The 25,855-nt window shown below is 70.9% G+C and carries 28 protein-coding genes; 18 read left to right on the plus strand and 10 right to left on the minus strand.

Going from position 1 to position 25,855, the window contains the following annotated elements:
• Window positions 1-119: 119 nt before the first annotated feature.
• From G4D86_RS09865 to G4D86_RS09875, 3 genes are all read right to left on the minus strand, one after another.
• Window positions 120-392, minus strand: a complete 273-nt coding sequence (locus G4D86_RS09865; RefSeq protein ID WP_163991928.1) for a hypothetical protein — start codon at window positions 390-392, stop codon at window positions 120-122.
• 114 nt (window positions 393-506) lie between these two features.
• Complete coding sequence (locus G4D86_RS09870) at window positions 507-1,184, minus strand: SanA/YdcF family protein (protein ID WP_163991930.1); 678 nt, start codon at window positions 1,182-1,184, stop codon at window positions 507-509.
• A gap of 48 nt (window positions 1,185-1,232) precedes the next feature.
• Window positions 1,233-1,655: a response regulator gene (locus G4D86_RS09875; protein WP_163991931.1), complete on the minus strand. Its 423-nt coding sequence runs from the start codon at window positions 1,653-1,655 to the stop codon at window positions 1,233-1,235.
• A gap of 225 nt (window positions 1,656-1,880) precedes the next feature.
• Between G4D86_RS09875 and atpG the strand changes: the two genes are divergently transcribed.
• From atpG to G4D86_RS09895, 4 genes are all read left to right on the plus strand, one after another.
• A complete protein-coding gene (atpG, locus tag G4D86_RS09880) occupies window positions 1,881-2,768 on the plus strand; it encodes an ATP synthase F1 subunit gamma (protein ID WP_163991933.1) in 888 nt (295 codons plus the stop codon).
• Window positions 2,769-3,069: 301 nt separating this feature from the next.
• A complete protein-coding gene (atpD, locus tag G4D86_RS09885; RefSeq protein ID WP_163991935.1) occupies window positions 3,070-4,515 on the plus strand; it encodes a F0F1 ATP synthase subunit beta in 1,446 nt (481 codons plus the stop codon).
• Window positions 4,516-4,548: 33 nt separating this feature from the next.
• Window positions 4,549-5,118 carry a hypothetical protein gene (locus G4D86_RS09890; protein WP_163991937.1) on the plus strand — a complete coding sequence of 190 codons (570 nt, stop codon included), beginning with the start codon at window positions 4,549-4,551 and terminating at the stop codon, window positions 5,116-5,118.
• 21 nt (window positions 5,119-5,139) lie between these two features.
• On the plus strand, window positions 5,140-5,550 hold the full coding sequence (locus tag G4D86_RS09895) for a F0F1 ATP synthase subunit epsilon (protein WP_163991940.1): 411 nt from the start codon (window positions 5,140-5,142) through the stop codon (window positions 5,548-5,550).
• Window positions 5,551-5,565: 15 nt separating this feature from the next.
• Here the strand turns inward: G4D86_RS09895 and G4D86_RS09900 are convergent, their stop codons facing one another.
• Window positions 5,566-6,243 (minus strand): ArsR/SmtB family transcription factor, encoded by a 678-nt coding sequence (locus G4D86_RS09900; RefSeq protein ID WP_163991942.1) that lies wholly within the window; start codon window positions 6,241-6,243, stop codon window positions 5,566-5,568.
• A gap of 86 nt (window positions 6,244-6,329) precedes the next feature.
• Here G4D86_RS09900 and G4D86_RS09905 point away from each other — a divergent pair, with 86 nt between their 5' ends.
• From G4D86_RS09905 to G4D86_RS09960, 12 genes are all read left to right on the plus strand, one after another.
• A complete protein-coding gene (locus G4D86_RS09905) occupies window positions 6,330-6,959 on the plus strand; it encodes a flavin reductase family protein (RefSeq protein ID WP_163991944.1) in 630 nt (209 codons plus the stop codon).
• Between the two features lie 131 nt (window positions 6,960-7,090).
• On the plus strand, window positions 7,091-7,474 hold the full coding sequence (locus tag G4D86_RS09910; RefSeq protein ID WP_240360148.1) for a group I truncated hemoglobin: 384 nt from the start codon (window positions 7,091-7,093) through the stop codon (window positions 7,472-7,474).
• An 18-nt stretch (window positions 7,475-7,492) separates the two neighbouring features.
• Complete coding sequence (locus G4D86_RS09915; protein ID WP_163991946.1) at window positions 7,493-8,497, plus strand: FAD-binding oxidoreductase; 1,005 nt, start codon at window positions 7,493-7,495, stop codon at window positions 8,495-8,497.
• A gap of 2 nt (window positions 8,498-8,499) precedes the next feature.
• Window positions 8,500-8,946: an RrF2 family transcriptional regulator gene (locus G4D86_RS09920; RefSeq protein WP_163991948.1), complete on the plus strand. Its 447-nt coding sequence runs from the start codon at window positions 8,500-8,502 to the stop codon at window positions 8,944-8,946.
• Between the two features lies 1 nt (window position 8,947).
• On the plus strand, window positions 8,948-9,208 hold the full coding sequence (locus tag G4D86_RS09925; RefSeq protein WP_163991950.1) for a hypothetical protein: 261 nt from the start codon (window positions 8,948-8,950) through the stop codon (window positions 9,206-9,208).
• A 393-nt stretch (window positions 9,209-9,601) separates the two neighbouring features.
• Complete coding sequence (locus G4D86_RS09930) at window positions 9,602-10,630, plus strand: ADP-ribosylglycohydrolase family protein (RefSeq protein WP_163991953.1); 1,029 nt, start codon at window positions 9,602-9,604, stop codon at window positions 10,628-10,630.
• A 187-nt stretch (window positions 10,631-10,817) separates the two neighbouring features.
• Complete coding sequence (locus tag G4D86_RS09935) at window positions 10,818-11,222, plus strand: phage holin family protein (RefSeq protein ID WP_163991955.1); 405 nt, start codon at window positions 10,818-10,820, stop codon at window positions 11,220-11,222.
• On the plus strand, window positions 11,219-11,728 hold the full coding sequence (locus G4D86_RS09940) for a hypothetical protein (protein WP_163991957.1): 510 nt from the start codon (window positions 11,219-11,221) through the stop codon (window positions 11,726-11,728). Before G4D86_RS09935 ends, G4D86_RS09940 begins: the two co-directional genes overlap by 4 nt.
• A 51-nt stretch (window positions 11,729-11,779) precedes the next feature.
• Window positions 11,780-13,117 carry a cytochrome ubiquinol oxidase subunit I gene (locus G4D86_RS09945; RefSeq protein ID WP_205519514.1) on the plus strand — a complete coding sequence of 446 codons (1,338 nt, stop codon included), beginning with the start codon at window positions 11,780-11,782 and terminating at the stop codon, window positions 13,115-13,117.
• Complete coding sequence (locus G4D86_RS09950; protein WP_205519515.1) at window positions 13,107-14,111, plus strand: cytochrome d ubiquinol oxidase subunit II; 1,005 nt, start codon at window positions 13,107-13,109, stop codon at window positions 14,109-14,111. Before G4D86_RS09945 ends, G4D86_RS09950 begins: the two co-directional genes overlap by 11 nt.
• Window positions 14,112-14,548: 437 nt before the next feature.
• Window positions 14,549-17,326 (plus strand): hypothetical protein, encoded by a 2,778-nt coding sequence (locus G4D86_RS09955; RefSeq protein ID WP_205519516.1) that lies wholly within the window; start codon window positions 14,549-14,551, stop codon window positions 17,324-17,326.
• A 232-nt stretch (window positions 17,327-17,558) separates the two neighbouring features.
• Window positions 17,559-18,026, plus strand: coding sequence for an RrF2 family transcriptional regulator (locus G4D86_RS09960; RefSeq protein WP_205519517.1), 468 nt, complete (start codon window positions 17,559-17,561; stop codon window positions 18,024-18,026).
• A 10-nt stretch (window positions 18,027-18,036) separates the two neighbouring features.
• On the opposite strand, the gene G4D86_RS09965 is transcribed toward G4D86_RS09960, so the two are convergent.
• Genes G4D86_RS09965 through G4D86_RS09975 form a run of 3 tightly spaced genes read right to left on the minus strand, consistent with a single transcriptional unit; the run spans window position 18,037 to window position 20,384 of the window.
• Window positions 18,037-18,552, minus strand: coding sequence for a hypothetical protein (locus G4D86_RS09965; RefSeq protein WP_240360149.1), 516 nt, complete (start codon window positions 18,550-18,552; stop codon window positions 18,037-18,039).
• A 57-nt stretch (window positions 18,553-18,609) separates the two neighbouring features.
• Window positions 18,610-19,380, minus strand: coding sequence for an SDR family NAD(P)-dependent oxidoreductase (locus tag G4D86_RS09970; RefSeq protein ID WP_163991965.1), 771 nt, complete (start codon window positions 19,378-19,380; stop codon window positions 18,610-18,612).
• A gap of 38 nt (window positions 19,381-19,418) precedes the next feature.
• Entirely contained in the window at window positions 19,419-20,384 is a 966-nt protein-coding gene (locus tag G4D86_RS09975; protein ID WP_163991968.1) for an alpha/beta hydrolase family protein, read from the minus strand.
• A gap of 107 nt (window positions 20,385-20,491) precedes the next feature.
• Here G4D86_RS09975 and G4D86_RS09980 point away from each other — a divergent pair, with 107 nt between their 5' ends.
• Entirely contained in the window at window positions 20,492-21,391 is a 900-nt protein-coding gene (locus G4D86_RS09980; RefSeq protein WP_163991970.1) for a LysR family transcriptional regulator, read from the plus strand.
• A gap of 39 nt (window positions 21,392-21,430) precedes the next feature.
• Here G4D86_RS09980 and G4D86_RS09985 read toward each other — a convergent pair whose 3' ends face one another.
• The 3 genes from G4D86_RS09985 to G4D86_RS09995 form a co-directional block, all read right to left on the minus strand.
• Window positions 21,431-23,020 carry a glucose-6-phosphate isomerase gene (locus G4D86_RS09985; protein ID WP_163991972.1) on the minus strand — a complete coding sequence of 530 codons (1,590 nt, stop codon included), beginning with the start codon at window positions 23,018-23,020 and terminating at the stop codon, window positions 21,431-21,433.
• 160 nt (window positions 23,021-23,180) lie between these two features.
• Window positions 23,181-24,077 carry a sterol desaturase family protein gene (locus G4D86_RS09990; RefSeq protein WP_163991974.1) on the minus strand — a complete coding sequence of 299 codons (897 nt, stop codon included), beginning with the start codon at window positions 24,075-24,077 and terminating at the stop codon, window positions 23,181-23,183.
• A 10-nt stretch (window positions 24,078-24,087) separates the two neighbouring features.
• On the minus strand, window positions 24,088-24,753 hold the full coding sequence (locus G4D86_RS09995) for a TetR/AcrR family transcriptional regulator (protein ID WP_163991976.1): 666 nt from the start codon (window positions 24,751-24,753) through the stop codon (window positions 24,088-24,090).
• A gap of 140 nt (window positions 24,754-24,893) precedes the next feature.
• On the opposite strand from G4D86_RS09995, the gene G4D86_RS10000 reads away from it, so the two are divergent.
• On the plus strand, window positions 24,894-25,757 hold the full coding sequence (locus G4D86_RS10000) for a sulfotransferase domain-containing protein (RefSeq protein WP_163991979.1): 864 nt from the start codon (window positions 24,894-24,896) through the stop codon (window positions 25,755-25,757).
• Window positions 25,758-25,855 lie beyond the last annotated feature (98 nt).

Here is a 25,855-nt window from a genome sequence, read left to right on the forward strand (position 1 = left end):
GCTCCACAGCCCGCGCACCTCAACCTCCAGCGCACGGGCCCGGCGCGACGCCCAGGTCCTCACTCCCACGGAGCCGCGCACCCGCGCCGTTGCCGGCACGGGCAGCGAGCCCGTGGTTGCTACCCCTCCGGGAGCTGGTCGCGGCGGATGGGGCGGATGCGCTCGTCGGGCTGGGCGGTCAGCTCCGGCCCTTCCTCTTCCTCGTCGCCCCGGCGGAACTCGTGAATCTGGTCCGGTAGGATGTCGCGGAAGTCCGGCTCGTCCTCCAGCGGCGGAGTCGCCGCCATGTCCTGGTCGGAGATGTTGATCTCCTCCTCACCGGTATCCGGGTTCATGTGACGCAGCGAGGTCGACTCGCCCACGTCCTCCGAACCGAGCTTCTTGAATCGCATGGCATCTCCTTCGAGAAAGCGCGGTGGGTCGGCTGCCTTCGGGTCAACAATGAGAACCGGCCGGGTTCGCCGCAATTCTCGCCGCCCGCCTGCCTGCCCTCGCTCGCTCGGGACTCAGCGCTCCGGGAGCGCTGCGCGGCCCGCGGGGTAGACGGGCTCCACCTCCAGCAGCACCATGGCCAGCGCCAGCACGCGCGACAGCGTCTCGCGCACCGTGTACCGCCAGGGCGTCGAGCGCCCCTCGTCCGCCGCCACGCCCCACGCGTCGATTCCCACGGAATTGGCGATGAACAGCGCCCGCGACAGGTGGAAGCGCTGCGTGACGAGCAGCGCCCGCTTCGCCCCGAACACCGTGTACGCGCGCAGGCAGCTGTCGTACGTGGACAGCCCCGCCTCGTCCCCCTGCACCGCCGCCTCCGGCACCCCGCGCTCCAGCAGGTAGCGCCGCATGGCCCGCGTCTCGTGGTGGAAGGGCTTCGTCTGGTCCCCGCTCACCAGCACCGCCTGCACCTTCCCCTGCTTCCACAGGGCAATCGCCGCATCCAGGCGCTGGGCGAGCACGGGAGACGGCACCGCGCCCGGCGCCAGCCCCGCGCCGAACACCAGCGCCACCGGGGCCTCCGGCGCCGTCGCGAGGGGCACGATGCGGTCCTCGTAGCTCATCCGCACGAGGTGCGAGAGGGCAAGCAGCCCCAGGCCGAACACGACCAGCGCGAGGAGGCCTCTGCGCACCCACACCCTGCTCGCACCGCCTAGCTTCATGGACCCCGAGAACACCCGTGGAGGGGCCATTGTGTTCCGGCCGCCTGCCTGCGGAAAGGGCCGTGAAGCCCCACCGTGTCACGGAGACGTGCCCGCCTGGGCTCCGGACGACTTCAGTGCGTAGCGCTCGATGACCTCCAGCAGCTGTCGGGGCTCCACCGGCTTCTTCAGGAAGGCCGCCACGTCGTAGTTGGACGCGTACACGGCCCTGTCGCGTGGGTTCATTGCCGCCATGCCCGCGGACAGGATGATGACGGGCACCTCGGCCAGGGCGCTGTGCGCCTTGCGCGTCGTCAGCACCCGGTGGCCGTCCATGACGGGCAGGGCCATGTCGAGCAGGATGAGCGCGGGGCGGGGCGGCGTCTCCAGGTACTCGAGCGCCTCCTTCCCGTTGCTCGCCGCGCGCACCACGTAGCCCTGGAGCTCCAGGTAGCCCTGGAGGGCCTCACGGATGTCCGCATCGTCCTCGACGATGAGCAGGGGACCGTTGGCAGCTGGCATGGGGTACTCCGCGCGGGGTGTGAGCACCCTTCGAAGGTAAGTCGGCCACCCACCACGGGGAGCCAGCCCGGGATGCCCGCCCGCCTGCCCCACCCGGGTCCGCGCCAGGGTCCGACATGCCGCCGTTGACCGGCCCCCGGCCCGCCTATATAGGGGGCCCGCCGCCGTCCCCTGCTCTTACATGGGCGACGCGGGCTGAACGTCCCACAGGAGCTTCCCCGTCCCATGGCGTCCCTTCGTGACATTCGCAAGCGCATCCGCTCGGTGAAGAACACTCGGCAGATCACCAAGGCGATGAAGATGGTGTCCGCCGCGAAGCTCCGGAAGGCGCAGGACGCCATCCTCGCCGCGCGGCCCTACGCGACGATGCTGGACCAGATCATCGCGGACCTGTCGGCGCGCTCCGGTGATGAGAACCTCACCCACCCGCTGCTCGCGGCCCGCCCGGTGAAGAAGGTGGAGCTGGTCCTCCTCACCTCGGACCGCGGCCTCGCCGGCGGCTTCAACTCCAACGTCATCCGCCGCGCCAACCGGTTCCTCTACGAGAACACCGCGCTGGAGAGCATCCGGCTCGCCACGGTGGGCCGCAAGGGCAACGACTTCTTCCGCAACCGCGGCCAGGCCATCCGCAAGGACTTCGGCGGCCTGTACCAGCGCCTGAACTACCGCTCCGCCGCGGACGTGGCCGGGGAGCTGGTCGCCAGCTACCTCAATGGCGAGGTGGACGCGGTCCACATCGTCTACAACGAGTTCGTCTCCGCCATCGCCCAGAAGGTCACCGTCACGCAGCTGCTGCCGCTGCAGACGCTCGGCGCCGAGGGCAAGGCTCCCCCCGTCGAGGGCGCCACCACCCTGGTGGACTTCAAGTACGAGCCGGACCGTCAGGCCGTGCTGAACCGGCTGGTGCCCCAGGCGGTCAACATCAAGCTCTACCGCGCGCTGCTGGAGAGCGTGGCCAGCGAGCACGGCGCCCGCATGAGCGCCATGGAGAACGCCACCTCCAACGCGTCGGACATGATCGGCAGCCTGACGCTGACCTACAACCGCACCCGCCAGGCGGTCATCACCAAGGAGCTGATGGAGATCGTCTCCGGCGCCGAGGCGCTGAAGTAGTCTTCGCCTCCAGGCATGTGGCTCCGCAGGGCCCGCTCCGTGTCATCGGGGTGGGCCCTTTGCTTTTCCGAAAAGGCCCTCCGGCAGCCCCCAGGGCGGCCGGCCACGGGGCTGGCGGACGAAGGTGGGGCAAGAGGGTGGCGTCTGGCGCTTGGGTCCGCTAAGCCCGCCTTACTTCAAAGTGCCCGGGAGGCTTGACCCTACGGGATGCCCCCGGTAAAGGGGGCGCGCCCTCCCACCCGGGCCGAATTCTAAAAGGGGGCGGCGTCCGGCCGCTCCCCCCGCGAGGAAGACGAATTCCATGAGCGCTCAAGTTCCGACGGCAGGCAAGGTCATCCAGGTCCTCGGCCCCGTGGTCGACGTCGAGTTCCCGCCCGGCGGGCTTCCCGAGGTCTACACGGCCCTGAAGGTCACCAACCCCAACCTGGGTGCCGAGGCGGACAACCTCACCCTCGAGGTGGCGCAGCACCTGGGCGAGAACACGGTGCGCACCATCGCCATGGACTCCACCGAGGGCCTCGGCCGTGGCATGGCCGTGCGCAACACGGGCACCCCCATCCAGGTTCCGGTCGGCAAGGCCACCCTGGGCCGCATCCTCAACGTCACCGGTGAGCCGGTGGACGAGATGGGCCCCGTGAAGGCGACGGAGTACTGGTCCATCCACCGCGCGCCTCCGCCCTTCACGGAGCAGGACGTGCGCGTGCAGATGTTCGAGACCGGCATCAAGGTCATCGACCTGCTCGCCCCCTACACCCGTGGCGGCAAGATTGGCCTCTTCGGCGGCGCCGGCGTGGGCAAGACGGTGCTCCTGCAGGAGCTCATCCGCAACGTGGCCGTGGAGCGCGGTGGCTTCTCCGTGTTCGCCGGCGTGGGCGAGCGCACCCGCGAGGGCAACGACCTGTACCACGAGATGCAGGAGACCAAGGTCATCCAGACGGACAACCTGGAGGCCTCGCAGGCCGTCCTCGTGTACGGCCAGATGAACGAGCCGCCCGGTGCCCGCGCCCGCGTGGCCCTCTCCGCGCTGACCATGGCCGAGTACTTCCGCGACGTGGAGGGCCGTGACGTGCTCCTCTTCGTGGACAACATCTTCCGCTTCACCCAGGCCGGCTCGGAAGTGTCCGCCCTCCTGGGCCGCATCCCCAGCGCCGTGGGTTACCAGCCCACGCTGTCCACGGAGATGGGCGGTCTGCAGGAGCGCATCACCTCCACCACCAAGGGCTCCATCACGTCCGTGCAGGCCATCTACGTGCCCGCCGACGACCTGACGGACCCGGCGCCCGCCACCGCGTTCGCCCACCTGGACGCGACGACGGTGCTCAACCGCTCCATCGCCGAGCTCGCCATCTTCCCGGCCGTGGACCCGCTGGACTCCACCAGCCGCATCCTGGACCCGGGCGTCATCGGCCAGGACCACTACGCGGTGGCCCGCAAGGTCCAGGGCGTGCTCCAGCGGTACAAGGAGCTGCAGGACATCATCGCCATCCTCGGCATGGACGAGCTCTCCGAGGAGGACAAGCTGGTGGTGGCCCGCGCCCGCAAGATTCAGCGCTTCCTGTCGCAGCCCTTCTTCGTGGCCAAGGTCTTCACGGGCAAGGACGGCCGCTACGTGAAGCTGGCGGACACCATCCAGGGCTTCAAGGAAATCGTCGAGGGCAAGCACGACGACATCCCCGAGGGCGCCTTCTACATGACGGGCTCCATCGACGAGGTGGTGGAGAACGCCCGGAAGATGGCGGCCTCCTAGTCGTCCCGCTTCGCCTCACCTCCCGAGGTGACCATGCGTTGCCGCGCGCTTGTCCTGGCCCTGCTGTTCCTGGCGCTCCCCGCCCTGGCGGAGGAGCGCAAGGGGAGGACCCGGGTGAGCGCCAACGGGCTCTTCAGCGTGTTCCTGGTGGAGGTCGCACCGGGGCAGTGCCGGCTGGAGGTGACGAAGGAGAGCGGACCCGTCTGGCAGCTTCCGCAGTGCCTGGGGACGGTGGACGACTTCTTCTTCGTCTCCAACGACGGCGAGCGCGTCTGGGTGCTGTGGCCGCTGGTGGAGAAGGGCAAGCCGCCCCCTCCGCCGCCGAAGGTGAAGGGCAAGAAGCAGAAGCGGCCCAAGGGTCCGCCCGCGTGGGCCAACGTGGCGGTGGCGGCGCAGTACGACAGCAAGGGCAACCGGCTCCAGGAGAAGCGGCTGACGGAGCTGCTCAACACGCGGCAGCTCTCCGAGGTGCGCCAGCTCACCCACCACTTCAAGTGGCTGGAGGGCACGCTCGGCATCCCCGGCACGGGGCCCCGGCTGACGGATGCCGGGGTGGTGGAGTTCGAGCCCGTGGGTGGAACCACCCAACGGCTCACGTTCTGATGCGGTAGTGCGAGGAGCCTCATGGCCAAGCTGACTGTGGAGATTGTCACCCCCGAGAAGCGCATCCTGTCGGTGCAGGCCGACGAGGCCATCGTCCCCGGCGGCCTGGGCCTGTTCGGCGTGCGCCCGGGCCACACCCCGTTCCTGTCGCTGATGGAGCCGGGCCCGCTGACGCTCATCGACGCCGGCCGGCGCGAGTCCTACTTCGTCGCGGGCGGCTTCGTGGAGGTGGGCAACGACAAGGTGCTGGTGCTCGCCGACGCGGCCGAGCCCGTGGCCGGCATCGACGTGGAGGGCGCCCGCCGCCGCATGGCCGAGGCGCAGGAGCGCATGAAGGGCCTGTCCGCCGAGGACGCGCGCTTCGAGCTGGAGCAGGCCACGGTGCGCCGCGAGGCGGCCCGCATCGGCGCCGCCGGCATGCCGCGCGGCTAGTCCTCCCGCTTCACCTCACGGCCAGGACAGTCCCAGCTCCCGGTCGAAGCCGCGCCGGCCTTCCACGGTGAGCCGCACCCCGCGGCCCTCCGTGCGGCGCGCAATCCAGCGCAGCGCGAAGAGGCGCTCCGCCAGCGCGGCGCCCAGGGCCCCACCCACGTGGGCCCGGCGCTCGCTCCAGTCCAGGCAGCGGCGCGCGAAGGCCCTGCGTCCCCGGGACAGCGCGCCGGCTTCCACGCCCAGCCGCTCCAGGAAGTGCTCCCCCGCCGGGGTGAGCGCCCACGTCTCCTCGGACGCCTCCAGGTAGCCGCGCCCCTCCAGCGCCTCCGCCAGGTCCACGCCGAGCTTCCCCGCCAGGTGGTCGTAGCACGTGCGCGCGAAGCGCAGCGGCGAGGGCACCTTCACCGGCGCCGCGCGCGTGGGCGCGAGCAGGCTCAGTGCCTCCAGCGCGCGCGCTACGTCCGGCCCGGCGAGGCGGTAGTAGCGGTGGCGGCCCTGCGCCTCCACGCGCACGAGTCCTCCCTCGAGCAGCTGCGACAGGTGCCCGCTCACCGTCTGCGGCGACAGGCCCACCTCGCGCGCCAGTTCGCCCGCGGTGCGCGCGGGGCCTTCGAGGAGGCGCGAGAGCATCCCCGCGCGGGCGGGCTCGCCGATGAGGTGGGCAATCAGCGCGAGGTCGAGCGGGTGGGCCATGGCTCCGAAGCGTGGGGGACGCGGGCGCGCGGACGTTTCGGCGCGCGCCGAACCATTCCCCGCGCGCGGCCCGTAGGGAAGGGGGCATGAACGAGCTGCCGAAGCACCGCGTGATTGCTCCCCGCATCCTCTACTTCGGAACGCCGGTGGCGCTCCTCAGCACCCTGCATGCCGACGGCACACCCAACCTCTCGCCGCTGTCGTCCGTGTGGGCGCTGGATGACCGGCTGGTGCTGGGGCTGGGACGGCTGGGGCAGGGGCTCGCCAACCTGGAGCGCACGCGCGAGGCGGTGGTGAACCTGCCCTCCGCGGCGCTCTGGCCCCAGGTGGAGCAGCTGGCTCCCACCACGGGGCGCAACCCCGTGCCGGAGGCGAAGCGCGACATGGGCTACGTCTTCGAGCCTCGCAAGTTCGAGCGCGCGGGCCTCACCCCGCTGCCGTCGGACACCGTGGCCCCGCCCCGCGTGGGCGAGTGTCCGCTGCAATTGGAGGCCGTGCTGCTGGACGTGCGCCCCGCCGCCGCCACGCCCGAGCAGCCCGAGCCCTCCTTCTGCATCGCCGAGGTGCGCGTCACCCGCGTCCACGCGCACGAGGACATCACCGTGCCCGGCACCTCGTACGTCGACGTGACGCGCTGGCAGCCGCTCCTCTACGTGTTCCGCCACTACGCCGGCACCGGGCCGGGCCTCGGGCGCAACTTCCGCGCGGAGACCTGACGCGCGCGCAGCTTCTGCGCATGGACAGCCTGCTTGCTCCAGGCTCCACCGTCGGGTTGACGGCGCGGCATTTAAAATGCATTTGGTATGCATCATTTAGCGCCCCAGCCGGGCGCGAAGGAGCGAATGACATGGACACGGCGGCGGCGATGAAGAGCGTCTACGAGCAGATTGGCGGGGAGCCGGCGATGGCGGCGGCGGTGGAGGTCTTCTACCGGAAGGTCCTCACGGACGACCGCATCAGCCACTTCTTCGAGGACGTGGACATGGAGCGCCAGGCGGCCAAGCAGAAGGCGTTCCTCACCATGGTGACGGGTGGGCCGTCGAGCTACTCGGGCCGGGACATGCGTGCGGGGCACGCGCACCTCGTGAAGCACGGGCTGAACGACATGCACTTCGACGCGGTGGCGGGCCACCTCAAGGAGACGCTGGAGGAGCTCGGCGTGGCGGCGCCGCTGGTGGCGCGCGTGCTGGCCATCGCGGAGAGCGCCCGCGCCGACGTGCTCAACCGCTAGGACTTTGCGAGGCTCGCCATGGCGAAGGTGAAACATGAGTCGCGCTGGTATCCGCTGGAGTCGGGAGAGAGCGTCCTGGACGGGCTGCTGCGGCAGGGCGTGTCCGTCCCCAACTCCTGCCGCGCGGGCGCCTGCCAGTCCTGCCTGATGAAGGCGGTGCGCGGCACGGTGCCGGAGGCCGCGCGCGTGGGGCTGAAGGACACGCTCGTGGCCCAGGGCTACTTCCTCGCGTGCACCTGCCGGCCTCCGGAGGGCACGGAGCTGGAGGTGGCGGGCGCGGAAGCGCTGCGGGTGCCGGCGCGAATCACCTCGCTGACGCTGCTGTCCGCGGACGTGCTGCGGGTGCGGCTCGTCACCGACGCGCCCTTCGAGTACCGCGCGGGGCAGTACGTCTCGCTGGTGCGCGCGGACGGACTTGCCCGCAGCTACTCCGTGGCGAGCCTCCCCCGCGAGGGCGAGCTGGAGCTGCACGTGCGCCTCCTCCCGGGCGGCGCGATGAGCGGCTGGCTGGCCGCCGATGCGCGGCCGGGTGACGCCGTCCAGCTCCAGGGCCCCGTGGGGAGCTGCTTCTACGTCCCGGGCCGCCCCGAGCAGCCGCTCGTGCTGGCGGGCACGGGCACGGGCCTGGCGCCCCTGTACGGCATCGTCCGCGATGCGCTGGAGGCAGGTCATTCCGGTCCCATCTGGCTCTTCCATGGGGCGCGCGTGCCGGAGGGGCTGTATCTGCGCGACGCGCTGCGCGAGCTGGCCGAGCGCCACCCTCAGCTCCACTACCGGCCGTGCGTGCTGGCGGGCGGCAGCCGGGACGTCGCGGAGGGGTCGCTCGACGTGCTCATCCGCACCGAGTGTCCGAAGCCGGTAGGCTTCCGGGCGTACCTCTGCGGAGACCCCCAGTTGGTGCTATCCCTTCGCAAGAAGCTCTTCCTGTCGGGGCTCTCGCTGAAGGACCTCCACGCGGACTCCTTCCTGCCGAGCGCTCCCAAGGCGGAGGTCGTGACAAACTCCCCCGCCGGAGTCCGCTGACCGTGCACCTCACCCTCCACGCCGACTACTCGCTGCGCGTCCTGCTCTACCTCGCCACCCGTCGCGGGAAGCCCACGTCCACGCAGGAGATGGCGGACGCGTACGGCATCTCCAAGCACCACCTGGTGCGGGTGGTGCAGACGCTGGCGGGGCAGGGCTTCGTGGACGCGCGCGCGGGGCGCTCGGGGGGCGTGACGCTGGGGCGCGAGCCCAAGGACATCAACGTGGGCAAGGTGCTGCGCGCCGCCGAGCCGGACTTCCACCTGGTGGAGTGCTTCGACCGCGAGCGCAACGGCTGCCCCATCAGCCCCGCGTGCGGCCTCAAGGGCGTGCTGGCCGAGGCGCGCGAGGCCTTCCTCGCCGTGCTGGACGGGTACACGCTCGCGGACCTGCTGGAGCGCTCGCGCCCGGACCTGGCGGACTTCTTCCTGCCCGCGCGCGCGGGGTGACATGACGTCCGGCACGCTGGAGCTGTTCCACCGCATCGCCGACCCGCCCTCCGCCGAGGCGCGGCGCTACGTCGTCGACTATGCGCTCGAGGACCGCGTGGCCTTCCGCAACGTGGCGTTTCGCGAGGCGGAAGAGGACTGGCTCCGGCGGGGGGGCCACACCACGCCCGCGCTGTGGGACGGCACGCACCTGCACCAGGGAGCCCAGGCGGTGCTGGCGCGTTTGCAGGCCGTCGTCAACCTCGGACGCGACGACGCGTGATGCGGGCAGCGCGCGTGTGCCGACATTCGCGCGCCGCTGCCACCTGTGCACCCGTCGTGCGCCACGCGTGCGTGCGTGAAGCTTCTGGAGTTGGACACGTGTGCAGGTGCGTGGATGCGCGCGTGGCCACGCACTTGCCGCGCGCGTGCTGGTTGCGGTAGTCAGCCCGCCCCCGCACGTGCGTGAGTGCGTCTATCGCGAGGGGGAGGGTGGACGGTGATGACGGCGTGGGTGATGGTGTATGGGGACGGTCCGCCGCTGGCGCGGTGCACCACCTGGCCCGCCGTGCGCGCGTCAAGCCCCGGCATGTTTCTTCTCGTTCCGGCGTGCGCGCGTTTCTCGCGCTTCTCGCTGGCCGTCCGGCCCTGAGCCTCGGTTAATCTCCACGACCCCATGCCGCTGACTCCCGCCGAGCGCCAGGACAGGTTCCATGCGGCGTTCGTGGGACTCGCCATCGGCGATGCGCTCGGCTTCCCGCTGCGCGGCATCCCGCCGGCGAGTCTCGCGCGGCTGCCCAACCTGGCGGATGACTTCGCGCCCCGTCCGCGCGGCAAGTTCGCCAAGGGCCAGTTCAGCGACGACACGCAGCTGCTGCTCGCCGCGGCGGAGAGCGTCATCCGCGAGGGCAAGGTGGATGGGCGCAGCGCGGCGGCGCACCTGGCGTGGCTGTGGCAGGAGGGCATCATCCTCCAGCCGCCCAAGAGCCTGTCGGACGCGCTGCAGCGGCTGGCCGGCGGCACGCCGTGGATGAGCGCGGGCGCGTCGCTGGGCACCAGGTGCCCGTCGGTGCTCAGCCGCGCGCTGGTGGTGGGCCTCCTGGAGAGCGGCCACCGGGCGCGCCTGCCGCACGACGCGGGCGTGCTCACCGTCATCACCCACAAGGACCCCGTCTGCGCCGCGGCCGCCGCCGCCTTCGCGCAGGCCGCCGCGCTGGGCATGGAGGCGGAGGCGCTGACGCCCGCCGCCTTCTGCGAGGAGCTGGCGCTGGCGGCGGCGGTGCACGACAAGGGACTGGCCGAGGAGGTGCGCCACCTGCCGCGCCTTCTGACGTGGGACACCGCGCGCGCGCTGGGGCAGCTGCGCAAGGTGGGTGTTCCCCCCAGTGAGCTGAAGGGCGTGGACGGGCTGCCGGCGCACGTGGTGCCGGTGCTGCTCACCTCGCTGTACGCGGCGCTGAAGGTGCCGCACGACTTCCGCGAGGCGGTGGCCCTCACGCTGCGCTGTGGCGGCGAGGCGGACGTGGCCGCGGCCCTCACCGGCGCCCTCATCGGCGCGCACCTGGGCACCCGCGCCATCCCCGCGCGCCTGCGCAAGCAGGTGCTGTACTCGGAGAACCTCGTGGACACCGCGGACCGCCTCTTCCGCGCCCGCCAGGTGCGCGAGACGCTGGCCACCGCGCTGGCCCACCACCGCCGCCGCTGATCTCCGTCCGGTTCCGGTAGGGACGCTGGCTGGAGGGCAGGCGGGCGGCCATGGCTCCCCACAGGGCCGGGACTTCTCCCATGAGCGACGGCTGCCCACCTTGTGCGAAGGAGCGGGGCCGCATGGGTGCCGGCCAGGCATGCGAGCGCACGGCGACCCCGCGAAGTCATCGCAGGAGGCACACGTCGTGGACCTCGAATCGGAACGCCTGGAGCGCAGTCAACTGGAGTCGCTCTCCACGGCGGAGCTCATCCGGCATGCCCTGGCGGAGTCCCGCCTGCTGGTGAAGGCCGAGCTGCTGCACGCGAAGAAGGAGCTGCGTGACGAGCTGAAGGCCGCGCGCACCGCGGGCATCTTCATCGGGGTGGGCGCGGTGCTGTCGCTCATCGCCCTGTCCTGCCTCTTCGTGGGTGCCGGGCTGGCCATTCCGATGAGCGAGCCCTGGAACGTGCTGGTGATGGGCGTGGCGGTGCTGGCGATTTCGGGCCTCCTGCTGTTCCTGGGTGTCAAACGGCTGCCGAAGAAGCCGCTGGCGCACACGCAGGACCGACTGAAGATGGACTACCAGCTCACGCGGGAGACGCTGCAATGAACGGCAACGGCCGCGACAAGGAGGCTGGCGGGCCGGTGGAGATTGAACGGCACGCCGACCACCACATCACCCGGGGCATGGATGACCGGAAGCAGGTGGAACAGACGGCGGACCGCATCCGCGACGAGCTGCTGCTGACGCTCGAGGAGCTGGACCGCCGCCGCGAGCGCGCGCTCAGCGTGCGCTACCAGGCGGGGCAGCACAAAGACCTCCTCATCGGCGTGGGCGCCTTGGCGATGGTGGGCGTGGGGCTGGGCGTGGGCTACGCCATCTATCGCTCGCGCCACCGCGAGGAGCTGCTGCGCCGCCAGCGCCGCATCGCCCTCAAGCGCGCCTGGGAGCACCCGGAGACCGTCGCCTACGCGGCGAAGCAGCGTCCGCTCGGCGCGGAGCTGGGGCGCAAGCTCGTGCTCATCTTCGCCACCGCGCTCGCCACCCGCATCGCCCAGAACTCCGTGCGCTCACTGGTGCCCGTCGGGCAGAAGCCCAACTACGCTGGAGGGTAGAAGTAGAATACGTAATTGCGACAAAACCGCGCATAAAGCAGACTGATGTCCATGACGGACCTGCTCTATGCGCGGGCGCAGATGGGCCTGTCGCTCGCGTTCCACATCGTCTTCGCGGCGGCGGGTGTAGCGCTGCCCGTCCTGATGGTGCTGAGCGACTTGAAGGCGCGGCGCACGGGGGACGGTGACTACCGGCTCTTGAGCCAGAAGCTGGCGAAGGGGACGGCCATCCTCTTCGCGGTGGGCGCGGTGAGCGGCACGGTGCTGTCCTTCGAATTGGGCCTGCTGTGGCCCGAGTTCATGGGGCAGTACGGCGAGGTGATTGGCCTGCCCTTCAGCCTGGAGGGGGTGGCCTTCTTCACCGAGGCCATCTTCCTCGGCATCTACCTGTACGGGCGCGAGCGCGTGTCGCCGGGCCTGCACCTGTTCTCCGGCGTCATGGTGGCGGTGAGCGGCGCGGCCAGCGCGTTCTTCGTCACGCTGGTCAACACGTTCATGAACAACCCGTCCGGCTTCACGCCTGGCCCGGGCGGGCCGACGGACGTGCAGCCGCTGGTGGCCATGTTCAGCCCCGGCTGGCAGTACCAGACGGCGCACGTGCTGCTCTCCTGCTATCAGGCGAGCGCCTTCGCCATGGCGGGCATCCACGCCTTCGTGCTGCTGCGCCACCCGGGCGCGGACTTCCACCGCAAGGCGCTCTCCGTGGCGCTGCCGCTCGCGTGCCTCACCGCGCTGCTCCAGCCGGTGGTGGGCGACTTCTCCGCGAAGCACGTGGCGAAGGCGCAGCCGGTGAAGCTGGCCGCCATGGAGGGCCACTTCGAGACGGAGCGCGGCGCGCCGCTCCTGGTGGGCGGACTGCCCGACGTGGAGACGGGGACGGTGCCCTACGGCCTCGAGATTCCGAAGGGCCTGTCCATCCTCGCCTTCGCGGACCCGGACGCGGAGGTGAAGGGACTCAACGACTTCCCCCGCGACGAGTGGCCCCCGGTGGCGAAGGTGCACCTGTCCTTCCAGGTCATGGTGGGCACGGGCAGCTTGATGGCGCTGCTCGCGCTGGTGACGCTGGCGCACCGGTGGCGCAAGAAGGCGTGGCCTGACGGGCGGCGGATGACGTGGGCGTGGCTGCTGGCGGGGCCGCTCGGGGTGGTGGCGCTGGAGGCGGGGTGGCTCGTCACCGAGTGGGGACGGCAGCCGTGGATTGTCCGAGGCATCATGCGCACGGGGACGGCGGTGACGCCGGTGCCGCACCTGGCCGCGCCCTTCTGGACCTTCACCGCCGTGTACCTCTTCCTCGGCGTCACCGTGGTGTTCCTGATGGTGCGGCAGGTGGCGGGCACGCTGCCGGGCCGGCCTGGCCTCGCGAGCGGAGGTGGCGCCCATGTCCACTGAGCTGTTGCTGGGCTTCGCGGTGGCGGGGACGTTCGTCCTCTACGCGCTCTTCGGCGGCGCGGACTTCGGCGGCGGTGTCTGGGATTTGCTCGCCTCCGGCCCGCGCAAGCAGGAGCAGCGGGCGCTCATTGCCCACGCGCTGGGCCCGGTGTGGGAGGTGAATCACATCTGGCTCATCGTCGGCGTGGTGCTGCTGTTCGCCGGCTTCCCGCGCGCCTTCGCGGTGCTCAGCGTGGCGCTGCACGTGCCGCTGACGCTGCTGCTGCTGGGCATCGTCTTCCGGGGCGCCGCCTTCACCTTCCGCACGTACGACACGCGCGGGGACACGGCGCAGCGGCAGTGGGGGCTCGTCTTCAGCATCGCCAGCGTCATCGCGCCGCTGCTGCTGGGGATGTGCGTGGCCGCGGTGGTGGGCGGCGACATCCGCGTGGAGGGCCGCGCGGTGGTGAGCGGCTTCTTCGGGCCGTGGCTCACCCCTTTCGCGTGGGTGGTGGGCGCGCTGGCGCTGTGTCTCTTCGCCTTCCTGGCGGCGGTGTACCTCACGCACGAGGCTCCTACGTCGGAGCTGCGCGAGGACTTCCGGCGGCGCGCGCTGGGCGCGGGTGTGGCCGTCTTCCTCGCGGCGCTGGCGGTGCTCGTCTTCGCTCGCGAGGGCGCGCCCCGCGTGTGGCAGGGCCTGCTGCACGCGCCGTACGCGCTGGCCCTGCACGCGGGCACCGCGCTGTCGGCGGTGACGGCGTTCGCCCTGCTGTGGACGCGGCGCTTCAAGTGGGCTCGCGTGGCGGCGGCCACGCAGGCGGGCCTCATCGTCCTCGGGTGGGCGGCGTCGCAGCACCCGTACCTCGTGGTGCCGGACGTCACGCTGAGCGGCGCCGCCTCGGGCCCCACCGCGCAGCGCATGCTGCTGGTGGCGCTGGGGGTGGGCGCGCTCACCGTGCTGCCCTCGCTCGCGATCCTCTTCCGCGTCTTCCGGCCGGGGCCCGTGGGGAAGTGAGCCGTTTCACAGGCCCAGTTTGCCTTTCGTGATACTCGTGTAAATCCTGCGAGCTTTGGCCAGACATGGATTGTCTGGTTTGGGTTTCAGCCGCGTCTCGTTTTCTCATTCCGAGTCAAGCGCCGTAAAAGTCCCGTCCTGCTGGATGCCGTGCGCAAGGATTTTCGCGCTGTGCGTCCGGGGCTTCGCACCACTCGCCGCGCCGCGACGGCTCCCTACGTGATGATGGGCTGGCTGTAGCTTTGCCGTGTCTGGATTTGCCCGGGTGTGACGAGCCGTGACGGCGTCCAGGCCGCGCGTAGCTCTGGCCTCCGAGTGAAACAAACCCATGGCGGCGGATGTGGGCCTTAATTTGTTTCACGCAAGGAGTTGCACTCGTCGCGTTGATAAAGGCAGACAATGGAGAAGCACCGCTACTCCTGACTCGGAGGTCGCCGATGGGTGTCATCACGCGCGCCGTCGTACTGTTGAGTCTCCTCGCGGTCCTGGCTCCGGGGGCCTCGCGGGCCTCGAGCTCCTTCGTGAACTGGGAGGACCCGCACGTCCACCCGCTGGAGCTGACGCCGGACGGCTCGCGCCTGCTGGCGGTCAACACCGCGGACAACCGGCTCATGGTGTTCGACCTGACGTCGAAGCGCGGGCCGGAGCTGGTGGCCTCCATCCCCGTGGGCCTGGACCCGGTGTCGGTGCGTGCGCGGAGCAACTCCGAGGCCTGGGTGGTGAACCACATCTCCGACAGCGTGAGCATCGTCGACCTGCGCAACGGCTACGTGCGCGCCACCGTCCAGACGGACGACGAGCCCGCCGACGTCATCTTCGCGGGCCGCCCGCAGCGGGCCTTCATCACCTGCTCGCAGGTCAACCGCGTGCTGGTGGTGGACCCGCACCGTCCGGACAAGGAGCCCAAGCGCATCACCCTGAAGGGCGAGGACCCGCGTGCCCTCGCCGCGAGCGCCGACGGCCGCTTCGTCTACGCCGCCATCTTCGAGTCCGGCAACGGCAGCACCCTCATCGGCGGCGGCTCGCTGATTCCGGAGGCGTTCCCTCCCAACGGCGTGGGCGACGCGCGCGGCCCCTACGGCGGCATCAACCCGCCGCCCAACGCGGGCACGGCCTTCGTGCCGGCGCTCAACCCGGCCAACCCGCCGCCGCCCGCCGTGGGCCTCATCGTGAAGAAGGACGCCCGGGGCCGGTGGATGGACGACAACCGGGGCGACTGGACGGACCTGGTGAGCGGCGCGCACGCCTCGGCGTCGGGGCGGCCCACCGGGTGGGACATGCCGGACCGCGACCTGGCCATCATCGACACCGACACCCTGGGCGTCACCTACGCCACGCGGCTGATGAACCTCAACATGGCGCTGGCCGTGCACCCCTCGGGCTCCGTCACGGTGGTGGGCACGGATGCCACCAACGAGGTGCGCTTCGAGCCCAACGTCAACGGCCGCTTCCTCCGCGTGCTGATGGCGGTGGTGGACCCGCGCCGGCCCGGCGCCCGCGCGGTGCATGACCTCAACCCGCACCTGGACTACTCGAAGCCCACGGTGCCGCAGGCGGTGCGCAACCTGTCCGTCGGCGACCCGCGCGGCGTCACCTGGGACTCCAGCGGTGCGCGGGCGTACGTGACGGGCATGGGCTCCAACAACGTGGTGGCCATGGGCCCGGGCGGCTCGCGCCTGGCGCAGGTGTCGGTGGGCGAGGGGCCCACGGGCATCGTCTTCGACGCGGACCGGGAGCGGCTCTATGTGCTCAACCGCTTCGGCGCCAGCCTCTCCGTGCTGAGCACGGACCGGCTCCGTGAAGTCTCCCGGGTGCCGTTCTTCGACCCGTCGCCCGCCGCCATCAAGGCGGGCCGCAAGCACCTGTACGACACGCACAAGACGTCCGGCCTGGGGCACCTGTCCTGCGCGTCGTGCCACGTGGACGCGCGCATGGACCGGCTGGCGTGGGACCTGGGCGACCCTTCGGGCACGGTGAAGGCGCTGGACGGGCAGAACCTGGGCATGGGCCTGGGCATGCCGCCCTTCGACTCGTGGCACCCGATGAAGGGCCCCATGACGACGCAGACGCTCCAGGACATCATCGGCAAGGAGCCGCTGCACTGGCGCGGTGACAGGGCGAGCCTGGAGGAGTTCAACCCGGCCTTCCAGCACCTGCAGGGCGACGACACCCAGCTCACCCCGAAGGAGATGGCGGAGCTGCGCTCCTTCCTCGCGACGCTGACCTTCCCGCCCAACCCGTTCCGCGAGCTGGACAACTCGCTGCCTCGCAACCTGCCGCTGCCGGGCCACTTCACCACCGGCCGCTTCGGCCCCGCGGGCCAGCCGCTGCCCAACGGCGACGCCGCCAACGGCATGGCCATCTTCCGTCCGCCGCGCCTGCTCGCGCAGGGGATTTTCGCGTGCAACACGTGCCACACCTTCCCTTCGGGCATGGCCACCAACATGCAGTTCAACGGCGCCATGTGGATGGACCTGCCGCGCGGCGAGAAGGGCGAGTTCCACCACGCGCTCGTGTCCACCGACGGCAGCACCAACGTCACGCTCAAGGTGCCGCAGCTGCGCAACCTCTACGAGAAGGTGGGGCTGGACTTCACGCAGAAGGAGAGCCTCGCGGGCTTCAGCTTCATCCACGACGGCAGCGTGGACTCGCTGGCGCGCTTCGTCACCGAGCCCACCTTCTTCCCGAACAATGACCAGGAGGTCGCCGACCTGGTGGCGCTGCTGCTGTCCTTCTCGGGCTCGGACCTGCCGAAGGGCTCGCCGACGGAGTTCTTCCTGCCGCCCGGGCCGGACAGCCAGGACACGCACGCGGCGGTGGGCCAGCAGGTGACGCTGGGCTCCACCGGGTCCACTCCCGCGCAGCTCGGACGCGTGCTGCTCTTCATGTCCCTGGCGGAGAAGGGCCGGGTGGGCCTGGTGGTGAGCGGACGCCAGAAGGGCCAGGTGCGCGGTTACGCCTACGCGGGCAAGGGCATGTTCCAGTCCGACCGGGCGTCGGAGAAGGTGAACGCCTACGTGCTGATGGCCCGCGCCCACGAGGGCAGCGAGCTGACGTACACCGTCGTCCCCGCCGGCACCGAGTGGCGCATCGGCGTGGACCATGACGAGAACGGTCTGCTCGACCGCGATGAGGAGGACCGGGTCGCGCGTGCGGACCTGTCTTCCGACGACGTGGCCGAGCTGGCGGTGAGCACCATGGACGCGACGCGGTAACGTCCGCTCCCCGGCCTGAAGGAGGGCAGGGGAGCGGAGGTCTGGAAGTCAGTGTTTACGCACCCTTGCCCACCCTCGGGCGTGTCGCGAGCGGAGGCTTGAAGTCACCCACCCCGGACGCGCGGTGCGGGCGCCGGGTTGACATGCCATCGCCCCTTTCCGCGCGAGGGGTTGCGCGCGCAATCCCAGGGCGATACGTCACCCATGGGTTTCATCCGAGGGTGGAAGACACGTGAACTGCCGCTTCACCATGGCCGCGCACATGCTGGGAATGCTGGCCTGCGCCGAGCGTGAGGCGAAAGGCTCGCTGACGTCCGAGAGCATGGCGCGCAGCATCCAGACGAACCCCGTCGTGGTGCGGCGGCTGCTGCGAGACCTCGCGCGCGCGGGCCTGGTGGAGACGAAGCGCGGCGTGGGCGGCGGCGTGTCCCTGGCGCGCGGCCCGGAGGAAATCACCCTCCGCGACGTGTACGAGGCGGTGGAGGAGGACGCGGAGCTGCTTGGCCGCTACCCCACCGGGCCCAGCCAGTCCTGCGACATGGCCCCCATGGTGGCTGAGTACCTGGAGGGCGTGGTCGGCCGCGCCGAGACGGCCTTCAAGCAGAGCCTGGAGACCACCACGCTGGCCATGATGTCCCGCGACCTGGCCGCGCGCGCCCGCCGCAAGAGCAGCCCCCGCCGCCGCGCGGCCGGGGCCTGAGCCGCACGCGTCAGGAAGCCGCGGGAGGCCAGACGGCCTTCGGCTCCTCGTCACCGATGGCTACGAGCACGCTGGCGCCTTCGAGCAAGTCCTCGGAGTCCAGCGCCTCCACCACGGTGCGCACGCCCGCGTCCGGGTCCATGACGCGGCAGTGCACGCTGAGGCGCTGCTCCTTCATCTCTCCGCCCTCGACTTCGCCATTGCCCGTCCAGCCGAGCGCGTCCGTGAGGAGCTCCTCCACGGCGACGCGCTTCTCCAGGTCATGGCCGGAGCCCTTGCCCTCCACGGCGTACTGGACGACGAGGGTGTGCATGGTGTCCGGGTCGGGCTCGTCATAGCCCTCGTCCACCAGCGGGCCGGCGGCCTCGGCGATGGCCATGTCCGGGTCCTCGTCAGCGGGCACGGGCTGCTGGCGCTCCTCGCCCACCTGACCCACCTGGCCCTGGTGCACGGTGAGCACGCCTTCGTGCACCCACGCCTCCCAGTAGCGGAGCGAGTCGCCTTCCTTCTTGTAGAGCTTCAGCACGCGTGCGGCCTCATGCGAGGGGCCCTGCATAACACGGAGCGCGACAAAGGCTCGCCGTCAGAAGGCACGGCCCTGTCCTCCATCCACCGGGAGGGTGGCCCCCGTCACCCAGCGGGCTCGCTCGGAGCACAGGAAGGCGACCACGTCCGCCACCTCCTCCGGCGCGCCGAAGCGGCCCCAGGGCAATTCGTCGCGGACGAGCTTCGCCACCTTCTCCGGGTCCGCCTGCCGGCGTTTGTCCCAGCTTCCACCGGGAAAGAGGATGGAGCCCGGGGCCACGCCGTTGACGCGGATGCGGTGGCGGGCGAGGTCCACCGCCATCTCCTTGGTGAGCGCGGTGAGGCCCGCCTTGGCGGTGGTGTACGGCGCGCTGGTGGCGTACTCGCGGCCGTAGATGGAGTTGATGTGGATGATGCAGCCGCCGCCCTTGTCGCGCATGACCTCCACCGCGCGCTGGCTGCACCAGACGGCGGACATGAGGTTGCGGTCCATGACGGAGGCCCACTGCGCCACCGTCGCGGAGTCGAACGCGCCCGCGCCGCCGCTGCCGCCCACGTTGTTGACGAGGATGTCCAGCGTGCCGAAGGCCCGCACCGCCGCGTCCACCGCCGCCACCGCGCCGGCCTGCGTGGCCACGTCCGTCACCACGGTGGTGACGTCCGCGCCCGAGGCGCGCAATTCCGCCGCGGTGGCCTCCAGCGCCTCCGCGCCGCGCGCGGTGAGGCACACCCGCGCCCCCTCACGCGCCAGCACGGTGGCGATGGCCCGGCCGATGCCCCGGCTGCTGCCGGTGACGAGGGCCGCCCTTCCTCTGAGCTCCAGGTCCATGGGCTCGGGTTCTACCGCTTCGGCCGGTGGCCGGGGTGTTACATGGAGGCCCGCGCGTACCTCGGGGACAGCGCCTTGTCCGCGAGCCAGTCGGCGGCATCCGCCCAGAGCGAGCCACGGAAGGGCTCGCGGAAGAAGCCGAAGTGGCCGATGGGCTGGCCCAGCTCCTTCGGGGACAGCAGCCGGTGGTCCACGAGCGCATCCGCGAAGAAGGACAGCAGCGCGCTCACCGCCTCGGGCGAGCCGATGGGGTCGTCCGTGAAGCTGTAGGCGCGCAGCGGCAGGTACAGCGAGGCGTAGGCCTCGCGGCGCGGCTCGCCGCCTTCGCTCAAGAGGTAGTCCGGGGCCAGGCACCAGCGCGCCCACTGCTCGGCCACGCCCGCGGGCAGGTCCTCCGCCGTGCCGGCCCAGCCGGGCAGCTTGCCGAAGGACTTCACCAGCAGGGGCGCCAGCACGCGCCAGTTGAACTCCATGCGCACCCGCTGGGGGAACAGCCGGTAGTAGCCGGAGCCCGACGCCACCGTGAGCAGCGCCGTCACCTCGCGCGCGTTGTCCGCCAGCCCGAGCAATTGCCCGCCCGCGCTGTGCCCCACCACCAGGATGCGGCGGCCCGGGAAGCGCTCGCGCACGGTGTCGATGGCGCCCGCCAGGTCCAGCGCTCCAAAGTCCTCCATCCGCGCCCCGAAGCCCGTGAGCGACTCCGGACGCGAGCCGCCGATGCCCCGGTAGTCATAGGTGACGGTGGGCAGGCCCCGCCCGGCGAGGTACGTGGCGAAGCGCGAGTAGTACCGCTGCCGCACCCCCATGGCGGAGCTGATGAGCACCACGGCCCCCAATTCCGCGCCCGCGTGGGGGAAACACGTCCCGGAGAGCACGTAGCCGTCGCGCCCCCGGATGGGGAAGGGAACTCCCCGGCCGGTGTCCAGGGTGAGGCCCGCCTCGTCCTGCGCCGTGTTCCGCACTGCCGGGCCCACCGACTGCTCCAGCGTCGCCGCGTGAGACATGTCCGTCCTCCTGTTTTCCGCGTGGGGCCGCCGTGCGTGCCCCCGCATGGCGGGGATAACTCCGGCAAGGCTGCATGGATGCAGCACTTTGCTGCATTCTTGCAGGCATGGATCTGCGATGGGATGACCTGCGGTACCTGCTGGCGGTGGCGCGCCAGGGCTCGCTCGCGGGCGCGGCGCGCGAGCTGCGCGTGGATGCCACCACGGTGGGGCGGCGGCTGGACGCGCTGGAGAAGTCGCTGGGCACGCGGCTGGTGCTGCGCGGCGCTCGGACGCTCGCCCTCACGGAGGCCGCGGAGGCGGTGGTGGCCCGCGCGCGGGAGATGGAGGACGGGCTGCGCCTGCTGCACGACGCGGTGGCCACGGAGGCCCGCGCCGTGGGCACCGTGCGGCTCACTGCCACGGAATACCTCGCCCAGGCCCTGCTCGCTCCGCGCCTGGGGGAGTTGCACACGCTGCACCCCGGGTTGGACTTGGAGCTGGTGTCGGGGAGCGAGCTGGTGGACCTCCAGCGCGGCGACGCGGATCTCGCGCTGCGACTGGCGCCGCCCCGGGGGGACGCGCTGGTGGTGCGCAAGGTAGGGGAGGTGGCCTTCGCCATGTATGCGGCGCGCGGCTACCTGCGCCGCCACGGCGCGCCCCGGCCCGGGGACTTCCACGGGCACTGCGTGCTCGTCTACCGCGCATCCCTCACCTCCGGTGCCGAGTCCGAGGAGCTGAAGCGACTGACGGCGGGCGCGCGACGGCTGCTCCAGAGCAACAGCTCGGTCGTCCTGCGCGAGGCGGCCGCGGCGGGGCTCGGCGTGGCGCTGTTGCCGTGCCTCAGTGGAGAGCGGGACTCACGGCTGACGCGCGTGGGCGCGGGCGTCCTGGCGAAGCGGCCGCTGTGGCTGGTGTTCCATAAGGACTTGCAGAAGAGCCCCCGCGTGCGCGCCGCCTCCGACTGGCTGGTGGAGCTGTGCCGGAAGGAGCGCGCGGGGCTCGCGGGGACGGAAGGCGGAGCGTAGGGAGCCCGAGAAATCGGGCTCCCAGCAGCCCACCTCACTTCACTTCACGCGGAACCGTGCCTCGGCGGGGCTCGCTCCGCCGGAGCGCTGCACGCCCCGGTCCGGGTTGGCGGCCAGGTGCTCCAGTATCTTGAACACCGTCTCCACCTCGGCCGGCATGCCGATGTCGGCGGCGAGCTGCTCGGCGGAGCGGGCCTCCGCGCGGGCCTCGCCCAGGCGGGCCGTCAGCTTGCGCTGCAACTCCAGCACCACGCCCGCGGCCTTCTTGCCCGCCTCCACGCCCGGCTGGTGGTAGGCATTGATGCGCACGAGGCTGGCGTAGAGCCCCACCGCGCGCTCATACAGCGCAATCAGCGCGCCCACCGTGCGCGGGCTCACGTCCGGCACGGTGAGGGTGAGCGACTCGCGGCCCTTCTCGAACAGCGCGCGGCGCGTGCCCAGCAGGAAGCCCAGCAGGTAGTCCCCGCTGGTGACGCCGGGTTCCACCTCGAAGGCGGGGCCCTGGCGGTCCTTCAGCACCTCGATGAAGGTGACGAAGAAGTTGTGCACGCCCTCGCGAAGCTGCTGCACGTACGCGTGCTGGTCCGTGGAACCCTTGTTCCCGTAGACGGCGATGCCCTGGTTCACCACCTTGCCATCCAGGTCCCGCTCCTTGCCCAGCGACTCCATGACGAGCTGCTGGAGGTAGCGCGACATCAGGAGCAGCCGGTCCTTGTACGGCAGGATGACCATGTCCTTCGCGCCGCGCCCTTCGCCCGCCTGGTGCCACATCAGCGCCAGCATCGCGGCCGGGTTCTTCAGCACGTCCCGCTGCCGCGTCGCCGCGTCCATGTCCCGCGCGCCCGCCAGCATCCCGTCGATGTCCAGCCCCTGCAGCCGCGCCGGCAACAGGCCCACCGCCGACATCAAGGACGTGCGCCCGCCAACCCAGTCCCACATCGGGAAGGTGCGCAGCCAGCCCTGCTTCCGCGCGGTGTCATCCAGCTCGCTGCCCGCGCCCGTGACGGCCACCGCGTGCTTGCCGAAGTCGAGCCCCTTCGCCTGGTACGCGCGCCCGGCCTCCAGCATGCCGTTGCGCGTCTCCTTGGTGCCGCCCGACTTGCTGATGACCACCGTCAGGGTCTGCGCCAGCCCGTCACCGAGCTGCTCCACCACCCGGTCCATGCCGTCCGGGTCCGTGTTGTCGAAGAAGGACACCTTCATCGCGTCCTTCGCCGAGCCCAGCGCGTCCGCCACCAGCTGCGGCCCCAGCGCCGAGCCGCCGATGCCCACGAGCAGCAGGTGCGTGAAGCGCTGCGCCTTCTGCGGCTTCACCGTGCCGGCGTGCACGTCGCGCGCGAAGGCGTGGATGGCCGCCACCGTGTCGGTGATTTCCTTCTTCAGCCCCGCGTCCGGCGTCAGCTCCGGCGCGCGCAGCCAGTAGTGGCCCACCTTGCGCTTCTCGTCCGGATTGGCGATGGCGCCCTTCTCCAGCGCCTCCATCTCCGTGAAGGCCTCCTCCATGCGCGGGCGCATCCGCTCCAGGAAGTCCGCGGGGAACTGCATGCGCGAGACGTCGAGCGAGAACCCCACGGACGGCACGACGCACAGGTAACGCTGGTACCGCTCCCACAGCTCTCGCTCGGTCATGGACGGCTCCTCTTTCGCGCGCAAAGGTGCCGGGTGGCTTAGCGCCTCCGCATGCGGGTGGGAAGCCGCTCGCGAGGGCAGTGGGGAGTCCTGGCCCCCACGGAAGGCCAGTGCTCAACACCTCACGGTGCGCCTGGGGCAATGCCGCCTGCGGCGGCGGCTATGCCGACGGCCGCGCGGCCTCTGGTGACGGCGGCGGCTCGGGCGGCGCGGACGTCGCCGGCTTCCAGGCGGGGTTGCGGAAGATGTAGCCCAGCCGCTGGCTCAGCGGGCCGGGCTTCTTCGCGTCGCGAATGATGGCCGCCACCTCGTGGGTGGCGATGCGCAGCGGGTTGTACGTCTCCAGGTTCTTCGTCAGCCCGTACACCGGCTTCTCGGTCTCCGGCTCGAAGGTGCCGAAGAGCCGGTCCCAGAGCATCAGGATGCCCGCGTAGTTCTTGTCGAGGTAGCGCGGGTTGGCGCCGTGGTGCACGCGGTGGTGCGAGGGCGTGTTGAAGAGCCACTCGAACGGGCGCGGCAGCTTCACGATGGCCTCGGTGTGAATCCAGTACTGGTAGAGCAGGTTGAGCCCCTGCTGGATGAAAATCATCGCCGGGTGGAAGCCCAGCAGCGCGAGCGGTGCCCAGAACGGCCAGCTCGTGGGAACGAGCCACGGCTGTCGCAGCGCCGTGGAGAGGTTGTAGTGCTCGCTGGAGTGGTGCACCACGTGCGACGCCCAGAAGAAGCGGCTCTCGTGGTGGACGCGGTGGTACCCGTAGTAGCAGAGGTCCTCCGCGAAGAAGAGCAGCACCCAGGCCACCACGCCCGAGCCCATGCGCAAGGGCGTCCACTCGTAGAGCGCGAGGTAGCCGGCGAAGGCGACGAACTTCCACCCCAGCGACAGGGCCGAGTAGCCCAGGCCCATGGTGAGGCTGGCAATGGTGTCCTTCCAGGTGTGGCCCACCACTGGGCGGCCCGCGTCCTTCAGCTTCTTCACCCAGAACGCCTCGGCGATGACCGTGAGGACGAAGACGGGGATGACGGGGGTGAGCACATCGGGGATGTGAGCCGCGTCCATGACGGGCCTCCTATGGACGGGAGCGGCGGCGAGGCCGCTCCGGGGTGGGTGAGAACGCGGCGCGCAGGAAGCGCGTCAGGGTGTCCAGCATGCGGCGGTGCGCCGGGTCATTGGGGCGCGCGCTGCCACCGACGACGGCGCCCTGCACCGCGTCCAGCGCCAGCTCCACCACGTCGTCGAACTCCGGGTGCGTGGCGGCCACCTCGGGGAACAGCTCACGCGCCACGCGGTGCAGGTTCTCCCGGTGCGGCCCGTCCACCGCCTCCAGCGCCGAGCGCAGCTCCGGGTCCGTGCGCGCCGCCACGTACAGCTCCACCGCCGCCTGCAGCTCCGGCCGCTGGTACGCGGCCCACAACATGTCTACCGCCGCCGCGACGCGGTCTCTTCCCGCCGGCCGCGCCCCCACGCCCGCCAGGTAGTCCTGGATGATGCGCGGGAAGAGGTGCTCCACCGTCGCCGCGAGCAGCTCCTGCTTGGTGTCGAAGTGCGTGAAGAGCGCCCCCTGCGACAGGCCCGCCCGCTTCGCCACCTCCACCGTCGTCAGCCGCGCATGCCCCAGCTCCACCAGCGCGGAGAGGGTGGCGTCCAGCAGCTTGCGCCGCGTCGTCTCACGGCGCTCCTGCTGGGTGCGGCGAGGCGGTCTTGACGCCTCTGGCGCGGAGTTCTTCGGGGCCATTTCACGGAGAGGATAACTCCGAACTTAACGAGTGACCAGTCACTAAGTTGGATGCAGGCGAGCGAGCCAGGGCCGTGCTGGTTGGGTGTACCATCCCGTCCCCCCTCTTCTTCCGTGGTTACAGGACTGAGACCCTGCGCATGCGGTGGCTGACGAAACCCTTCCTGATGTTCGTGTCCGGGGTGGTGTTCATCTCCGGCCTTGTCTTCAACACGAGCCGCACGCTGCGGGAGTTCATCCGCTTCCGCACGGGGTTCCGACCCCGGCCCGACGACATCTTCATCGCGACGTACCCGAAGTCGGGCACCACCTGGATGCAGATGCTCCTGGTGCAGTTGCTCGGAAAAGGTGACGTGGACTTCGACCACATCCTCCAGAAGTCGCCGTACCTGGAGGAGCTCATCCGCAACGAGAACCTCGACTACATGGAGAAGATGCCGTCGCCGCGCATGTTCAAGACCCACCTGCGGTACGGGGACCTGAAGCCGGCGAAGAGCGCGCGCATCATCTTCGTCACCCGCGACGCACGGGACACCTTCATCTCCTGCTACCACCACTACGAGATGCTGCGCCGGTTCCGCTCGCCGTTCGACCGCTTCATGAAGCGCATGGTGAGCGGGAACGGCTTCTTCGGGAGCTGGTACGGGTACATGCGCTCGTGGATGCCCCACCGGCACGACGCCAACGTGCTGTGGCTGCGCTACGAGGACCTGCGCGGCGACCTGGAGGGCCAGGTGCGGCGCGTCGCCGCCTTCCTCGGGGTCCCCGTGCCGGAGGAGCGCATGTCGGACCTCCTGGAGAAGTGCAGCTTCGAGTACATGAAGCAGCACAACCACAAGTTCGACTTCCGCATGGGGCTGTACGGGGAGGACCCGGGAGCCTTCATCCGCCAGGGTGGCACCAAGCCTCGCCAGCCCATCCGCGAGGAGCACGTCGCCGAGCTGGAGAAGAACCTGGCGAAGCTCCGCGGCGACCTGAAGCTGAAGGACACGGAGACCTTCTAGTCGCGCCTGGGCGGGGAGGGAGGCGGCCCTCCCCCTGACGGCGGCCGCTCACGAAGGTTTTCAGACCGCTCAGCCAGGGTGTCGCCGTCAGGCCCGCG

Origin of the sequence: Pyxidicoccus caerfyrddinensis, from assembly GCF_010894405.1 — a bacterium.
GTDB lineage: Bacteria > Myxococcota > Myxococcia > Myxococcales > Myxococcaceae > Myxococcus > Myxococcus caerfyrddinensis.

Excerpts from the sequence above, each read along its gene's own strand:
- G4D86_RS09875 (WP_163991931.1), bottom strand. The coding sequence starts at position 1,655 with ATGCCAGCTGCCAACGGTCCCCTGCTCATCGTCGAGGACGATGCGGAC.
- G4D86_RS09910 (WP_240360148.1), top strand. The coding sequence starts at position 7,091 with ATGGACACGGCGGCGGCGATGAAGAGCGTCTACGAGCAGATTGGCGGG.
- G4D86_RS09890 (WP_163991937.1), top strand. The coding sequence starts at position 4,549 with ATGCGTTGCCGCGCGCTTGTCCTGGCCCTGCTGTTCCTGGCGCTCCCC.
- G4D86_RS09915 (WP_163991946.1), top strand. The coding sequence starts at position 7,493 with ATGGCGAAGGTGAAACATGAGTCGCGCTGGTATCCGCTGGAGTCGGGA.
- G4D86_RS09955 (WP_205519516.1), top strand. The coding sequence starts at position 14,549 with ATGGGTGTCATCACGCGCGCCGTCGTACTGTTGAGTCTCCTCGCGGTC.
- G4D86_RS09950 (WP_205519515.1), top strand. The coding sequence starts at position 13,107 with ATGTCCACTGAGCTGTTGCTGGGCTTCGCGGTGGCGGGGACGTTCGTC.
- G4D86_RS09970 (WP_163991965.1), bottom strand. The coding sequence starts at position 19,380 with ATGGACCTGGAGCTCAGAGGAAGGGCGGCCCTCGTCACCGGCAGCAGC.
- atpG (WP_163991933.1), top strand. The coding sequence starts at position 1,881 with ATGGCGTCCCTTCGTGACATTCGCAAGCGCATCCGCTCGGTGAAGAAC.
- G4D86_RS09985 (WP_163991972.1), bottom strand. The coding sequence starts at position 23,020 with ATGACCGAGCGAGAGCTGTGGGAGCGGTACCAGCGTTACCTGTGCGTC.
- G4D86_RS09930 (WP_163991953.1), top strand. The coding sequence starts at position 9,602 with ATGCCGCTGACTCCCGCCGAGCGCCAGGACAGGTTCCATGCGGCGTTC.
- G4D86_RS09900 (WP_163991942.1), bottom strand. The coding sequence starts at position 6,243 with ATGGCCCACCCGCTCGACCTCGCGCTGATTGCCCACCTCATCGGCGAG.
- G4D86_RS09895 (WP_163991940.1), top strand. The coding sequence starts at position 5,140 with ATGGCCAAGCTGACTGTGGAGATTGTCACCCCCGAGAAGCGCATCCTG.
- G4D86_RS09945 (WP_205519514.1), top strand. The coding sequence starts at position 11,780 with ATGACGGACCTGCTCTATGCGCGGGCGCAGATGGGCCTGTCGCTCGCG.
- atpD (WP_163991935.1), top strand. The coding sequence starts at position 3,070 with ATGAGCGCTCAAGTTCCGACGGCAGGCAAGGTCATCCAGGTCCTCGGC.
- G4D86_RS10000 (WP_163991979.1), top strand. The coding sequence starts at position 24,894 with ATGCGGTGGCTGACGAAACCCTTCCTGATGTTCGTGTCCGGGGTGGTG.
- G4D86_RS09975 (WP_163991968.1), bottom strand. The coding sequence starts at position 20,384 with ATGTCTCACGCGGCGACGCTGGAGCAGTCGGTGGGCCCGGCAGTGCGG.
- G4D86_RS09980 (WP_163991970.1), top strand. The coding sequence starts at position 20,492 with ATGGATCTGCGATGGGATGACCTGCGGTACCTGCTGGCGGTGGCGCGC.
- G4D86_RS09990 (WP_163991974.1), bottom strand. The coding sequence starts at position 24,077 with ATGGACGCGGCTCACATCCCCGATGTGCTCACCCCCGTCATCCCCGTC.
- G4D86_RS09940 (WP_163991957.1), top strand. The coding sequence starts at position 11,219 with ATGAACGGCAACGGCCGCGACAAGGAGGCTGGCGGGCCGGTGGAGATT.
- G4D86_RS09865 (WP_163991928.1), bottom strand. The coding sequence starts at position 392 with ATGCGATTCAAGAAGCTCGGTTCGGAGGACGTGGGCGAGTCGACCTCG.
- G4D86_RS09925 (WP_163991950.1), top strand. The coding sequence starts at position 8,948 with ATGACGTCCGGCACGCTGGAGCTGTTCCACCGCATCGCCGACCCGCCC.
- G4D86_RS09995 (WP_163991976.1), bottom strand. The coding sequence starts at position 24,753 with ATGGCCCCGAAGAACTCCGCGCCAGAGGCGTCAAGACCGCCTCGCCGC.
- G4D86_RS09905 (WP_163991944.1), top strand. The coding sequence starts at position 6,330 with ATGAACGAGCTGCCGAAGCACCGCGTGATTGCTCCCCGCATCCTCTAC.
- G4D86_RS09870 (WP_163991930.1), bottom strand. The coding sequence starts at position 1,184 with ATGGCCCCTCCACGGGTGTTCTCGGGGTCCATGAAGCTAGGCGGTGCG.